Source organism: Promicromonospora sp. NPDC050880 (genome assembly GCF_044456525.1).
Classification (GTDB): domain Bacteria; phylum Actinomycetota; class Actinomycetes; order Actinomycetales; family Cellulomonadaceae; genus Promicromonospora.
Map to the genome: position 1 here is coordinate 297,822 of NZ_JBITFV010000005.1, position 12,909 is coordinate 310,730.

Annotated in this window: 11 protein-coding genes and 1 riboswitch; of the genes, 6 read left to right on the forward strand and 5 right to left on the reverse strand. The window is 71.9% G+C overall.

Annotated elements, in window-relative coordinates; all coding sequences use genetic code 11:
- The first annotated feature begins 117 nt into the window (after nucleotides 1-117).
- From ACIBBF_RS12055 to ACIBBF_RS12070, 4 genes are all read left to right on the forward strand, one after another.
- Nucleotides 118-906 carry a CAP domain-containing protein gene (locus ACIBBF_RS12055; RefSeq protein ID WP_397413424.1) on the forward strand — a complete coding sequence of 263 codons (789 nt, stop codon included), beginning with the start codon at nucleotides 118-120 and terminating at the stop codon, nucleotides 904-906.
- Between the two features lie 241 nt (nucleotides 907-1,147).
- The gene (locus ACIBBF_RS12060) at nucleotides 1,148-1,945 is read left to right on the forward strand and encodes a CAP domain-containing protein (protein ID WP_397413426.1); all 798 of its coding nucleotides are present in this window, start codon (nucleotides 1,148-1,150) and stop codon (nucleotides 1,943-1,945) included.
- 88 nt (nucleotides 1,946-2,033) lie between these two features.
- On the forward strand, nucleotides 2,034-4,118 hold the full coding sequence (locus ACIBBF_RS12065; protein ID WP_397413427.1) for an acyltransferase family protein: 2,085 nt from the start codon (nucleotides 2,034-2,036) through the stop codon (nucleotides 4,116-4,118).
- A gap of 19 nt (nucleotides 4,119-4,137) precedes the next feature.
- On the forward strand, nucleotides 4,138-5,601 hold the full coding sequence (locus ACIBBF_RS12070) for an NCS2 family permease (RefSeq protein WP_397413428.1): 1,464 nt from the start codon (nucleotides 4,138-4,140) through the stop codon (nucleotides 5,599-5,601).
- 48 nt (nucleotides 5,602-5,649) lie between these two features.
- Here the strand turns inward: ACIBBF_RS12070 and ACIBBF_RS12075 are convergent, their stop codons facing one another.
- The 5 genes from ACIBBF_RS12075 to serC form a co-directional block, all read right to left on the reverse strand.
- The gene (locus tag ACIBBF_RS12075; protein ID WP_397413429.1) at nucleotides 5,650-6,699 is read right to left on the reverse strand and encodes a type IV toxin-antitoxin system AbiEi family antitoxin domain-containing protein; all 1,050 of its coding nucleotides are present in this window, start codon (nucleotides 6,697-6,699) and stop codon (nucleotides 5,650-5,652) included.
- Nucleotides 6,700-6,894: 195 nt separating this feature from the next.
- Nucleotides 6,895-8,199 carry an MFS transporter gene (locus tag ACIBBF_RS12080; RefSeq protein ID WP_397413431.1) on the reverse strand — a complete coding sequence of 435 codons (1,305 nt, stop codon included), beginning with the start codon at nucleotides 8,197-8,199 and terminating at the stop codon, nucleotides 6,895-6,897.
- Nucleotides 8,196-8,642 carry a MarR family winged helix-turn-helix transcriptional regulator gene (locus ACIBBF_RS12085; protein ID WP_397413432.1) on the reverse strand — a complete coding sequence of 149 codons (447 nt, stop codon included), beginning with the start codon at nucleotides 8,640-8,642 and terminating at the stop codon, nucleotides 8,196-8,198. The genes ACIBBF_RS12080 and ACIBBF_RS12085 overlap by 4 nt, the downstream gene beginning before the upstream one ends.
- Nucleotides 8,643-8,755: 113 nt before the next feature.
- Nucleotides 8,756-9,607, reverse strand: a complete 852-nt coding sequence (locus ACIBBF_RS12090) for an MHYT domain-containing protein (RefSeq protein ID WP_397413433.1) — start codon at nucleotides 9,605-9,607, stop codon at nucleotides 8,756-8,758.
- 118 nt (nucleotides 9,608-9,725) lie between these two features.
- Nucleotides 9,726-10,829: a phosphoserine transaminase gene (gene serC / locus ACIBBF_RS12095; RefSeq protein WP_397413492.1), complete on the reverse strand. Its 1,104-nt coding sequence runs from the start codon at nucleotides 10,827-10,829 to the stop codon at nucleotides 9,726-9,728.
- 89 nt (nucleotides 10,830-10,918) lie between these two features.
- Here serC and ACIBBF_RS12100 point away from each other — a divergent pair, with 89 nt between their 5' ends.
- Together ACIBBF_RS12100 and ACIBBF_RS12105 are read left to right on the forward strand one after the other, a co-directional pair.
- Complete coding sequence (locus ACIBBF_RS12100) at nucleotides 10,919-11,635, forward strand: iron dependent repressor, metal binding and dimerization domain protein (RefSeq protein ID WP_397413434.1); 717 nt, start codon at nucleotides 10,919-10,921, stop codon at nucleotides 11,633-11,635.
- 152 nt (nucleotides 11,636-11,787) lie between these two features.
- A riboswitch (cyclic di-AMP (ydaO/yuaA leader) is annotated at nucleotides 11,788-11,980 on the forward strand.
- Nucleotides 11,981-12,030: 50 nt separating this feature from the next.
- Nucleotides 12,031-12,777: a C40 family peptidase gene (locus ACIBBF_RS12105; RefSeq protein ID WP_397413435.1), complete on the forward strand. Its 747-nt coding sequence runs from the start codon at nucleotides 12,031-12,033 to the stop codon at nucleotides 12,775-12,777.
- Nucleotides 12,778-12,909: the final 132 nt, after the last annotated feature.

Genomic DNA, 12,909 nt, shown 5'->3' on the forward strand with positions numbered 1-12,909 from the left:
GGTGCGGTGCGTGTGATCGGTGTGGCTGACCGAACTGTCGTTCATCGGCGCGGACGGGGAGGCGCGGGCCGTGTGGTCCGCGCAGGTCGTGCGGTCGCCCGCGTGACGCTGGTGGTCATGACCGGGGCAGGGCTCACGGCGTGCGCCGGTCTGCTCGCGCCGGGAGCCGAGCCGATGCCTGCGCCGGGAATCGCCCCTGGCGTCGTCGGGGTGGCCGCGCCTGTCGAGCACGCGCCCGGCCCGCAGCCCACGTCGGTGGGCGCGATCACGGGCGAGCACACCCAGGAGTCCGCGGCGGTGGACGTGCAGCCGGCGCCCAGCGGCTCGGCGTCGCGCGGTGCGGACCGGGGGCCTGTGGGTGGTGACGGGTCGGACGGCGGCTCGGGCGGGGCCGGTTCGGGCGGTGGGTCCGGGGACGGCGCGGGTGGTGCCGAGGGTGGCTCCGGGGGCGGTGGTTCCGGGGGCGGTTCGGGCGACGGCGCGGGTGGCGGTCCCGGCGGCGGGGGCGCGGACGACGCACCCGACCTGACCGACCCCGTCCAGTACGCGGCGGCCCTGGAAGAAGCGGTCAACGGTCACCGCACCGCGAACGCGCTGCCCGCCCTGATGCACGACACCTGCGCGTACGACGTGGCACTGGAGCGCGCCCAGGCGCTCGTCGGGCAGGAGCTGGCGCACGCACCGCTCGACCCGATCTTCGAGAGGTGTCCCACGACGGCCGTCGCGGAGAACCTGGCCAAGGGCGGCTGGACGCCCGTCGAGGCCGCGCAGGGCTGGATGGACTCCGACGGGCACCGCGCCAACATCCTGAACGGTGACCTGACCCGCGGCGCGGTCGCGTGCGTCCCCGACGGCGGCGACCCGGCCGCGCCGACCATGATCTGCGCCCACGTCTTCCTCGCCTGATCTTCTCGCCGCTCCTTGCCGGCGCTCGCTGGCACTCGCTGGCGCTCGCCGGCCCGAGCCGGTACTCGCTGGCCCGTGTCGGCCCGAGCTGGCCCGTGTCCGCCCATGGTGCGCTTCTACCCAGTCATTACGCCCAGAATTGGCGGTGGTGCTGGGCGCAATGACTGGGTAGAAGCGCACCATCGCGAGGCGGCGGGGGTTCCGGTTGTGGGCGGTGGGTGGCGGGTGTCGAATCGACGTCGTGCACCGCGACCCAGCCCGCCCCGTGCGGCTGATCATGACGGCCTGGGCCTGGCTGGCGGCTCCGGTCCGTGCGACGGTCGCCGTCCGTGCGACGGTCGCCGTCCGTTCGGCGGTTGCGGTCCGCGCGGCGGTCGCCGTCCGCCCGGCGGCTCCGGTCCGCCCGACGGTCGCCGTCCGTTCGGCGCTCGCCGTCCGCCCGGCGGCTCCGCCTCGCTCGGCGCTCGTAGCCCGCTCGACAGTTCCGATCCTCCTCGGTCTGGCCCTGATCGGCGCCCTGCTCGCCGGCTGCTCCGGACCCGGCCGCGACACCCGCCCGAGCGACACCGCGGCGAGTCCCGGCCCGACGGCCGATGCACGGGAGGCGCCGTCGGCCCTCCGCCCCACCTGGACGCCGCCCGCCGGTACCGACCTCGCCGACCGCACCCGGTACGCGGCCGCGCTGGAGGACGGCGTGAACGCTGCCCGCGTGCAGCTCGGCGCACCGCCGCTGGAGCACGACGACTGCCTCGCCGCCGTCGCCGAGGAACGAGCGGCCGCGCTGATCGGTTCGCCCGAGCTGACGCATGCACCCCTGCCGCCCGTGCAGCGGAGCTGCCCCGGCGGCACGATCGCCGCGGAGAACCTCAGCCGCACCGACCGCCCGCCGCAGGACGTGGTGCAGGCCTGGCTGGACTCGCCGACGCACCGGGACAACCTCGTCAGCACCGACCTGCTGCGCGGTGCGATCGGCTGCGTGCGCGACGGCGGGACGGCCGGTCTGCCGGTGCTGGTCTGCTCCCACGTGTTCCTCGGCTGAGCACTTGTCCACAGGCTGTCCGGACGGACCGCGCGCGCCCGTTATCGTGTGAGCCGCGCACCCGTCCGGACCGACCGCAGGAGACACATTGGCGCAGGCGACGACCACCGCCGTCGACCGACCCACCGGACCGGACCCGGAGCACCGCGGCTCCGGCACGGCGGCGGACCCCGCGTCAGGGGGCCACACCTTCCGGACCGACATCAACGGGCTGCGGGCGGTCGCCGTGCTCGCCGTCGTCGTCTACCACGCGGGCATCGCGGTGCCCGGCGGGTTCACCGGCGTCGACGTCTTCTACGTCATCTCCGGCTATCTCATCAGCTCGCTGCTGCTGCGCGAGGTGGGGCGCAGCGGGACCGTCGACCTGGTCGCGTTCTGGACGCGGCGCATGCGGCGTCTCGTCCCGGCGCTCGCGCTGGTCGTCACCGTCACGCTCGTCGCCTGCCTGGTGCTGCTGTCGCCGCTCGCCTGGCAGAAGATCGCGACCCACGGCGCGGCGGCCATGCTGTTCGTCTCCAACCTGCTGTTCCCCTACCAGGGGCAGGACTACTTCTCCGAGTCCGCCGTCCCCAGCCCCTACCTGCACACCTGGTCACTGGGTATCGAGGAGCAGTTCTACCTGTTCTGGCCGCTGCTCGTGCTCCTGGCCGTCGCCGTGGCCCGGCGAACCCGCGTCCCGGCCCGGCGCACGCTGCAGATCCTGTTCGCGGGGACGTTCGTCGTCTCTCTGGCCACCTCGGTCTGGCTGACGGCGGTCGCGCCGGACTGGGCGTTCTACATCCTGCCGACCCGGGCGTGGGAGTTCGCGGGCGCGGCCCTCGTCGCCACCCTGCCCTGGGCGCGGCTCGCCGACGTCGTGCACCTGCGGCCGTGGCTGCTGCGAACCCTGCTCGGCACCGCCGGGTTCGTGCTGCTGGCCCTCTCCTTCGCGTTCGTGCACGAGACCGACCCGTTCCCCGGCACCGTGGCCCTGCTGCCCGTGGGCGGTGCGCTGCTGGTGCTGGCCGCGGGCAGCGTCCCGGCGTCGGCCACCTGGGTGGACCGGGTGCTCGACCTGCCGCTGCTGCAGCGGTTCGGCGACGTCTCCTACTCCTGGTACCTGTGGCACTGGCCGTTCGTGGTGCTCACCACGGCCGCCGTGCAGGACGACGCGGTCTGGATCAAGGTGCTCGCCTCGCTCGCCGCCCTCGGCGCCGCCGTCGCGACCTACCGCTGGGTGGAGAACCCGGTCCGGTTCAGCCCGGCGCTGCGGTCCTGGCGGCGCACCGCCGCCGTCGCGCTCGTCATCGGGGTCGCCGTGGGCGGCCTCACCCTCGGCACCCGCGTGGCGACCGCGTCGGTGCTGCAGCGCGAGCCGTACGCCACCGCTGTCGCGGAGCGTGCCGAGCCGGAGCCGTACCCCTGCACGGAGGAGACCACGACGGCGTCGGGCGACGTCGTGTGCCTGCTCGGGGACGTCGACTCCGCGACCACCGTGCTCCTGCTCGGCGACTCCCACACCATGCACTGGATCCCCGCGTTCGACGTCGCGGCGCGCGACGCCGGCCTGCGCCTCGCCGTCCGCTGGCGGCACGGGTGCCCGGCCGCCGAGGTGGCCGTGGAGCAGCCCACCGAGCGGGGCTCGTGCCTGCCCTTCCAGGCCGGCACCCTGCGCATCGTCGACGATCTGCGGCCCGACGCCGTCGTCGTGAGCCAGGCCCAGATCTACGCCGACCGCATGCAGCACGCCGACGGGACGCGCATGGACGACGCCGAGGTGCGCGCCGCCTGGCGCTCCGCCAACGACGCCCTGTTCGCGCACCTCACCGCCGTCACGCCCCATGTGGTCGCCGTGGTGGACAACCCGCGGCTCGACGTCGACCCGCTCGAATGCCTCACCCGGCCGTGGCCCGGCCTCGGGGACTGCAGCATGACGCGCACCGAGGCGGAGGAGTCCAACGGGGACCTCCCGCGTATCAGCGCCGAAATATGGGCCCAGTACGGTGTCACCACCTGGGACGGGGTCTGGTCCGAGACGTGCGACGACACCACGTGCCGCGTCGGAGACACCAGCCACCCCGTCTACCGGGACTTTCACCATCTCAGCGTCGACTACGTGCTGACCCGGACGGACGCCGTGGAGCGGATGCTCACCGGTGCCGTGCGCGGCACGTCGTCGGGCGACAACGGGTAACGAAGGAGAACATCGGAGCATGGCTCACGACCAGGCCCAGGCGCGGGGCGCCATCGACCGGTTCTTCAAGATCAGCGAACGCGGGTCCACGGTGTGGACGGAGGTGCGCGGCGGTCTGGTCACCTTCTTCACGATGAGCTACATCGTCGTGCTGAACCCGCTCATCCTCGGCAGCGTGCCCGACGGGACGGGCCAGTACCTCGGCGGCGGCGAGACGATGGGCGACGTCACGGCCATCGCAGCGGCCACTGCCCTGGTGGCCGGCGTCATGTCGATCCTCATGGGCGTGGTCGCCAACTTCCCGCTGGCGCTCGCGGCGGGGCTCGGCCTGAACGCCGTCGTCGCCTTCTCCGTTGCGGCCCTGCCGGGCATGACCTGGGCGGATGCCATGGGCATCGTGGTGATGGAAGGCCTGGTCATCCTGATCCTGGTGGTCACGGGCTTCCGGGAGGCGGTGTTCCGGGCGGTGCCGCGCGAGCTCAAGATCGCGATCAGCGTGGGCATCGGCCTGTTCATCACGTTCATCGGCGTGTACGACGCCGGCTTCGTGCGCATCCCCGCCTCCCTGGCGACGCCCACCGAGCTCGGCATGGGCGGTTCGCTCGGCGCCTGGCCGCTGTTCGTGTTCGCGTTCGGGGTGCTGCTGGCCGCCGTCCTCGTGGTGCGCAAGGTGCGGGGCGGCATCCTCATCGCGATCGTCGCCTCGACGGTGCTCGCCGTCGTGGTCGAGGCCGTCGGCGGTATCGGCGGGCGCACCGAGGACAACCCGGGCGGCTGGGCGCTGAACGTGCCCGCCCTGCCGGACTCCGTGGTGAAGCTGCCCGACTTCTCGCTGATCGGCCAGTTCTCGCTGCTCGGGTCGTTCGAGGCGATCGGTCCCATCGCGGTGATCCTGCTGGTGTTCACGCTCCTCATCGCGGACTTCTTCGACACGATGGGCACGATGGTCGCCATCGGCGGCGAGGCCAAGCTGCTCGACGCCAAGGGCAACCCGCCCCGCACCACGCAGATCCTGGTGGTCGACTCGCTGGCCGCCGTGGCCGGTGGCGCGGGCTCGGTGTCGTCCAACACGGCCTACGTCGAGTCGGCGTCCGGCGTGGGCGACGGCGCCCGCACGGGCCTGGCCGCCGTGACCACCGGTGTGGCCTTCCTGCTCACCACGTTCCTGTCGCCGCTCGTCGAGGTGGTGCCGCACGAGGCCGCGACGCCCGCGCTGGTGATCGTCGGCTTCCTCATGGTCGTGCAGGTCACGGGCATCGACTGGACGGACCTCGAGGTCGCCATCCCGGCGTTCCTCACGATGGTGCTCATGCCGTTCGCGTACTCGATCACGGTGGGCATCGGGGCGGGCGTGATCTCGTTCGTGCTGATCAAGATCACCGTCGGCAAGGCGCGCAAGGTGCACCCCCTGCTGTGGATCGCGGCGCTGCTGTTCGTCGTCTACTTCCTGATGGGCCCGATCCGCGCTGCGGTAGGCATCTGACGCCGCCCGCCCAAAGGTCCGCCGCGAGCAGGCGATCCGGCATGGTTTTCACGGGGAATCCATGCCGGATCGCCTGCTCGCGGACCTTTGGGCGGCGGGTGGGGTCAGGTCGATCGGGGTGGTTGGGGCGGGGTAGGCGGCCGGGTGCCAGTCGTGGCGGCGGAGGACGGCGGCGACCTGCCGGCCGATCCCACCCGGCCGGGCGTTGTCGGCGGGCTTGAACCGGAGCACGATCACCCGTCCGGACGCCAGCAGCCGGTTCTGCCGCGGGGCGTCGCGGACCAACGCCCGGGCGGTGCTGTGCGGCCCGACTCCGTCGACCTCGACCACCAGCCAACGGCCGTCGGGCAGCCGCCAGACGAAGTCGACACGCGCCACGACGGTGCCGTCGATCACGAACCGGGCCTGCAGGTCGTCGGGCGGCACCCCGTTGTCGTGACACGAGAGCCGTGCGGCGGACTCGGCGGGGGACTCGGACCGCGCGTCGACGAGCGGGAACAGCGCATGCACCCGCTTCGCGCCGGGTCGTCCCCGAAGCAGGTCGTGAACGGTGGCGAGCCGGTCCGGGGTCATGCCCAGGCGCCGGGCGACGTCGTCGAGCACCGCCAGCGCGCTCTCCCGCGGCAGGACGGGCAGCGCCTGGGCGAGTGCGTGGTCGAGCCGCGCCACCTCGCGGTCGCCCACCCGGAGGGTGGGGAAGGGGCGGTACTGCCGCAGGGTCCCGAAGCGGCTCACCCGGCGTGACCCGTCGGGCATCGCGACCTCCGGCTCGAAGTCGGCCGGCAGTCCCTGCACGTCGTGCAGCACGAGCGCCGCGGCGCCCACCGCGACGGCGTCGGGGCCGTGGGACAGCAGGGCGAGCCACGTCCGCCAGCGCGCGGCATGGGTGAACCAGTCGTCCCGGACGCGTGAGCCGAGCGGCACCGGGTCCGTGTCGTAGACACCGCGCACCGGACGGCGCCAGCGGCCCTGCTGCACGAGCCGGCAGCGGGTCTGGCGCGTGACGCCGAACTCCTCGCACTGGCGGGTGGAGAGGAGCCCCTGCTGCCGGCTCAGGATGCGTTCGGCGTCGGGCAGGAAGGTGACGGGCTGGGGCATGCTCCGATCGCACCAGACCAGGACCCCCACTGCTCCGCGCCGCCCCCGCCCCTGTGGACAACGGGCCGTGACGACCCCCTGTGGTCCCCGTCGCGCGAACACAAAGGTCCGCCGCGGGCAGGCGATCCGGCATGGTTTTCACGGGGAATCCATGCCCGATCGCCTGCTCGCGGCGGACCTTTGGTAAGAGGCGGGTCAGGCTGCCAGGACCTGCCGCTCCGGCTCCGGCGTCGCTTCCGGGTAGGTCACCTGGAGGTACGGCCGCGGGATGCGGTGCGAGCGGGAGAGGCGGGCGCGGACGCGCACGTGCCACGTCCGGTAGGCCCAGATCGTCGCGACGGCGGTGACCAGCAGCGTCGCGACGGCGCCGATCAGGACCGCGTACCGGGGGCCGAACGTCTCGCCGATCCAGCCCACCACCGGGGAGCCCAGCGGCGTGGTGCCGAGCAGCACCATCATGTAGATCGACATGACACGGCCGCGCACCTCGGGCGCCACGGAGAGCTGGATCGCGGCGTTGGCCGAGGTCAGCATGGTTAGCGACGCGAAGCCCACGGGGATGCACATCAGCAGGTAGCCGAGGTACGTCGGCATGACGGCCTGGATGCCCATCGCGATCGCGAAGGCGAACGCCGCACCGAGCACGAGCCGTACGCGCGGACGCTCCCGGCGGGCCGCGAGCAGGGCGCCCGCGAGGGAGCCGATCGCCAGGACGGACCCGAGGATGCCGTACTCGCCGGCACCCCGGCCGAACTCGACCCGCGCCATCATGGCCGACGTGAGCTGGAAGTTCAGTCCCAGCATCGACACGACGCCCATGACGACCATGATCACCACGATGTCGCTGCGCCCCCGGATGTAGGCCAGTCCCTCGCGGATCTGGCCCTTGGCACGCGGGGCTGTCGGCAGCACGTGCAGGTCGCGCATGCGGGTGAGCGAGATGATCACGGCGCCGAACGCGATGCCGTTGATGACGAACACCCAGCCGGAGCCGACGGCGGCGATGAGCAGGCCCGCCACGCCGGGACCGATGAGCCGCGCGGCATTGAAGTTGGTCGAGTTGAGCCCGACGGCGTTCGCCAGTCGCTTGGCGGGGACGAGCTGGGCCACGAAGGTCTGGCGCACGGGGCCGTCGATGGCGCTGACCACGCCCAGCAGGGTGGCGAACACGTACACGTGCCACAGCTCGGCCACACCGGACAGCACCAGCGCACCGAGCCCGAGGCCCAGTACGCCCATGCCGCCCTGCGTCATCATCAGGAGCTTGCGGCGGTCGACGCGGTCGGCGAGCAGCCCCGCCCACGCGGACAGGAAGATGTGGGGGATGAACTGCAGTGCGGTGACGATGCCGACGGCGGCACCGGAGTTGTCGGTCAGGAGGGTCAGGACGACCCAGTCCTGCGCCACGCGCTGCATCCAGGTGCCGATGTTGGCGACGAGAGCGCTGGCGAACCAGAGACGATAGTTACGGTATTTCAGGCTGGCGAAGGTTGCGCTCATCGAGCGGCGATCCGGATCAGGAGCTCGCTGGCTCCCGCAAGGATCTCTCTCTCCTCTACGGTCAGGGTGGACAGTTGTTTCGTGAGCCAGGCGTCACGTCGACGCCGGGTCTCGGCGACCTCTCGGGCTCCGGCGGGGGTGAGGCGGACGACCACCTGCCGACGGTCCGTCGCGTGCTCCACCTTCTCGACGAGGCCGAGCTCGGCCAGGGTGTTCACCGCCCGGGTCATCGACGGCGGCCGGACCCGTTCGTGCTCGGCGAGCGAACCAGGGGACATCTCGCCGTGCTTGTGCAGCACCGTCAGGATCCCGAACTGGCCCTCGGGCAGGTCGGCCTCGCCTCGTTCGGCGCGCAGGCGGCGGGAGATCCGGGTGAGGGCGACGCGCAGGTCGCCCCCGACGGTGGCCGGGTTCCGGCCGGGCTTGCGGGAGCTCGACGACATCTACAGCAGTCTAGATCATTAGCGTGGCTAACGGTACGTGGGTGCAGTCACACACGACGAGGCGCCCGCCCCCACGAAGGGGACGGGCGCCTCGTCGTCAGAACGCCGGCGGGTCAGACCGTGCGGTGCGTCTGCGCGAACTGCGCCGCGCTCGGCTGCAGCTCCTGCTGCACGTTCTCGTACCGCTGCCCCTGCTCGGTGTGCGCCTTGAGCCGGTTCTCGAACTCGGCCTGCGTGCGCAGCTCCTCCTCGGTGGGCCAGAGGCCGATCCCGAGGATGAGCAGGAACGTCACGACGCTGACGGCCATCACGAGCGGCACGAGCAGCTGCATCGTGGAGGCGCCGGCGGGGACGCTGTCCACGGGGTTGACCACGGACACGCCCGCCATGCCGGTGTAGTGCATACCGGTCACCGCCACGCCCATCACCAGGGTGGCGATGATCGTGGCGAGCGTGCCGCGGATGTGGACGGTGCACCAGAGCGCCGCGGTGGCCGCGACGACGGCGATGATCACCGACGCGATGACGTACACGGGGTTGTAGACGACCTCCGCCGACATCTGCATCGCCTCCATGCCCATGTAGTGCATGGCCGCGACGCCGGCGCCCGCGAGGGCGCCGCCGACGAGCATCGCCGGGAGCCGGCGCTTGCCCAGCTCCGTGATGAAGAGGCCCGCACCGACCACGACGATGGCGATCGCCGCGCTCAGCAGGGTCTGGGGAACGTCGTACCTGATGGTCACACCGGAGGCGGAGAAACCCAGCATGGCGACGAAGTGCATCACCCAGATGCCGGTACCGCCGATGGCGATGGCGCCGAACACGAGCCATGCCGCGCGTGCACCGCCTGAAGCCCCTCGGGCGCGGGACGTGCACGCGAGGCCCGTCGCTGCGCCGGTGCACGAGATCGCGTACGCCAGCAACGGCGTGACGATCCCGAATGTGAAGTGGTCGATCACTGGCATGGTGTTGAACAGCCCCTCGAATGGTTCCCTCTGTTGCGGAAACGTTACAGAGTTCCGTTGCCCCGGACAATACGGGGAACCCGCCGTCGAAGGGATATTGCGGACGTGATCGCCCTGGTCAGAGGGTTTCGACGACGTAGTCGACGCACGCCGTGAGGGCGGCGACGTCGGCGGGGTCGACCGCGGGGTACATCCCGACGCGGAGCTGGTTGCGCCCGAGCTTCCGGTACGCGAACACGTCCTGGACTCCGTTGGCGCTCAGCTCCGCGATGACCCGGTCCGCGTCGATCTCGTCGGCCAGGTCGACGGTGCCGACCACCGTGGACCGCTCCTCGGGGCGCGTGACGAACGGCGTGGCCCACTCGCGCGCCTCGGCCCAGGAGTAGAGGGTCTCGGCCGACGTCGCGCTGCGTTCCGCCGCCCACTTCAGCCCGCCCTGGTCGAGCAGCCACTCCACCTGGTCGGCCAGGAGCAGCAGCGTCGCGACCGCGGGGGTGTTGAGGGTCTGGTCCAGCCGCGAGTTCTCGACCGCCGTCGTGAGGGACAGGAACTCCGGCACCCAGCGTCCGGACGCCTCGACGCGGGCGGCGCGCTCCACGGCCGCGGGGGACAGGACGGCGAGCCACAGGCCGCCGTCGGCCGCGAAGACCTTCTGCGGGGCGAAGTAATAGGCATCGGTCTGGCTCAGGTCCACGGGCAGCGCGCCCGCACCGGACGTCGCGTCGGTGAGCACGAGGGCGCCGTCCGGCCCGGCCGGGCGCACCACCGGGGCCATCGCGCCGGTCGAGGTCTCGTTGTGCGGCGTCGCGTAGGTGTCGACGTCGTCCGCCGGGGCGAGGTAGGCCACTGCACCGGGCTCGGCGGAGATGACCTGGGACGGCTCCAGGAAGGGCGCGCGCGACGTGGCCCTGGCGAACTTGCCGCCGAACTCGCCGAACTCGGCGTGCTGCGCCTTGCGCTCGACGAGGCACAGCGTGGCGATGTCCCAGAAGGCGGTGGCGCCGCCGTTGCCGAGCGCGACCTCGTACCCGTCGGGCGCGCCGAGCAGCTCCGTGACACCCTCACGGATACGGCGCACCAGGTCCTTCACGGGCGGACGCCGGTGTGAGGTACCGAGCACGTGCGCGTTCGCCACGAGATGATCGACCTGGCCGGGACGTACCTTGGACGGGCCGGAGCCGAATCGGCCGTCGGCGGGCAGCAGCTGTGTCGGGATTGTCAGTGGCACAGAACTAGACTAGAACCTGGGCCGACGCCCGGGCCGTACGTGTCCAGGGCGACTGGGCGGCTGGGCGCACGACGGGAGCAGACGTGACGGATCTGATCGACACCACCGAGATGTATCTCAAGACCATCTACGAGCTCGACGAGGAAGGCATCACGCCTCTGCGCGCGCGCATCGCGGAGCGTCTGGGGCACTCCGGGCCCACGGTGTCGCAGACGGTCGCGCGCATGGAGCGTGACGGCCTCGTGATCGTGACCGGCGACCGGCACCTCGAGCTGACCGAGCTGGGCCACGACAAGGCGATGCGCGTGATGCGCAAGCACCGCCTCGCGGAGCGCCTGCTGACCGACGTCATCAAGCTCGACTGGGAGCACGTGCACGTCGAGGCCTGCCGCTGGGAGCACGTCATGAGCGACCTCGTCGAGAAGCGCCTGGTGGGCCTGCTCGACCACCCGCACCACGACCCGTACGGCAACCCGATCCCGGGGCTGTCCGAGCTGGGCGAGGCCTACACCGACGTCCCGTTCCTGAGCGGTGTGATCTCGCTGCCGTCGGCGTTCGAGGCGGCGGCGAAGAAGGGCGTCAAGGGCGAGCCGCTCGCGGCGTCGCTCACCCGGATCGCCGAGCCGCTGCAGACCGACGTCGACCTGCTCGCACGCCTGGCGGACGCCGGCCTGGTCCCCGGGTCACGCATCACGGCCGAGCACAGCGACGGCACCTACACCGTGACCGTCGACGGCGCCGACACCGCGCTCGAGCTCGGCGAGGACCTGGCGCGCCACCTCTTCGTGGCCACTGCCTGACGACCGGCGGACGGCCGGTCCGAACCGTCCACTTTGTCGGAAAGGTGCCACCGCAGATCCGACACGTCATGGCATTCGTTGCCGGAACGTGACATCAGGTGTGAGGTCCGGTACGTTCGGAACGCTCACACGGAGCTTCATCCGCGAGAGTCCTCGGACGGACGCCGAACTCTGTCACCGGCCGGGGCCCCAAGACGACCGCATGACAGAGGCGGGGGACCCACCATCGGGCGCCAGGGTGCGTCCTCGGGGTGAAGCCGGGCAGTCCGCAGGGAGTGCACGGCCGGGTGATTTCTCCCACCCGAACCCGACAGCTGACCTCGAAGGCGTACAAGGAGAGGTACTACGTGACTGCACGTACGACCCGCGCACGCCATCGGGCTGCGCGACGCCCCGTGACTCCGCTCACCGAGCTCGCCCAGAACGCCGCCGTCGGTCGCCGTACCGCGGTCGCCGCCGCCGGTGGCGCACTCCTCGTCTCGACCTTCGGTGGCGCGATGGCCGCCCAGGCCGCTCCGATGGAGACCGGCCACGCGAAGATGAACTCGGTCGACCTGAACGCGCTGACGACGCAGGCCCGGGAGGCGCTGTCCAACGCCCCCGTGGTGACCGTCGCGCCGGACGCCGAGCTGACCGTCGAGAAGTCCGCGGTCTCCGTGATCTCGGCGGCCGACAACGAGGAGTACCAGGCGGAGCTCGCCGAGCAGGAGGCGGCCGAGGCCGCCGAGGCAGCCGCCGCCGAGGCCGCGGAGGCAGCAGCAGAGGCGGCGGAGACCGCCACCGCGTCGGTCGACGTCCCGGCGTCGGCCATCGGCAACTCCGTGATCTCCATCGCCAGCCGCTACATCGGCGTCCCGTACGTCTCCGGTGGCGCCAGCCCGAGCGGCTTCGACTGCTCCGGCTTCACCCAGTACGTCTACGGCCAGCTCGGCATCTCGCTGCCGCACTCGTCGTCCTCGCAGCCGGGCTACGGCACCATCGTGCCGGCCTCCGAGGCGCAGCCGGGCGACCTGATGTGGACCCCGGGCCACGTCTCCATCTACGCCGGCGGCAACACCATGATCGACGCCTCCAAGCCGGGCACCGTGGTCGACTTCCGCCCGATCTGGCAGTCGAACCCGACGTTCGTCCGCATGGGCTGACCCCCGCGGGTCGTACAGAGCGCCCGTCCGCCGCCCCGTGCCGGGGTGTGCGGGCGGGCGCTCTGGTATGAGGTTCCTGGTACCGCGTCCCATGAGGGCGTCGCCGCCGGTAGCGTTGGGAGTGCAAGGGTG

Bases quoted from the DNA above. Each gene is read 5' to 3' on its own strand.
- ACIBBF_RS12055 (WP_397413424.1), top strand. From the start codon at position 118: ATGACCGGGGCAGGGCTCACGGCGTGCGCCGGTCTGCTCGCGCCGGGA.
- ACIBBF_RS12070 (WP_397413428.1), top strand. From the start codon at position 4,138: ATGGCTCACGACCAGGCCCAGGCGCGGGGCGCCATCGACCGGTTCTTC.
- ACIBBF_RS12075 (WP_397413429.1), bottom strand. From the start codon at position 6,699: ATGCCCCAGCCCGTCACCTTCCTGCCCGACGCCGAACGCATCCTGAGC.
- ACIBBF_RS12080 (WP_397413431.1), bottom strand. From the start codon at position 8,199: ATGAGCGCAACCTTCGCCAGCCTGAAATACCGTAACTATCGTCTCTGG.
- ACIBBF_RS12085 (WP_397413432.1), bottom strand. From the start codon at position 8,642: ATGTCGTCGAGCTCCCGCAAGCCCGGCCGGAACCCGGCCACCGTCGGG.
- ACIBBF_RS12090 (WP_397413433.1), bottom strand. From the start codon at position 9,607: ATGCCAGTGATCGACCACTTCACATTCGGGATCGTCACGCCGTTGCTG.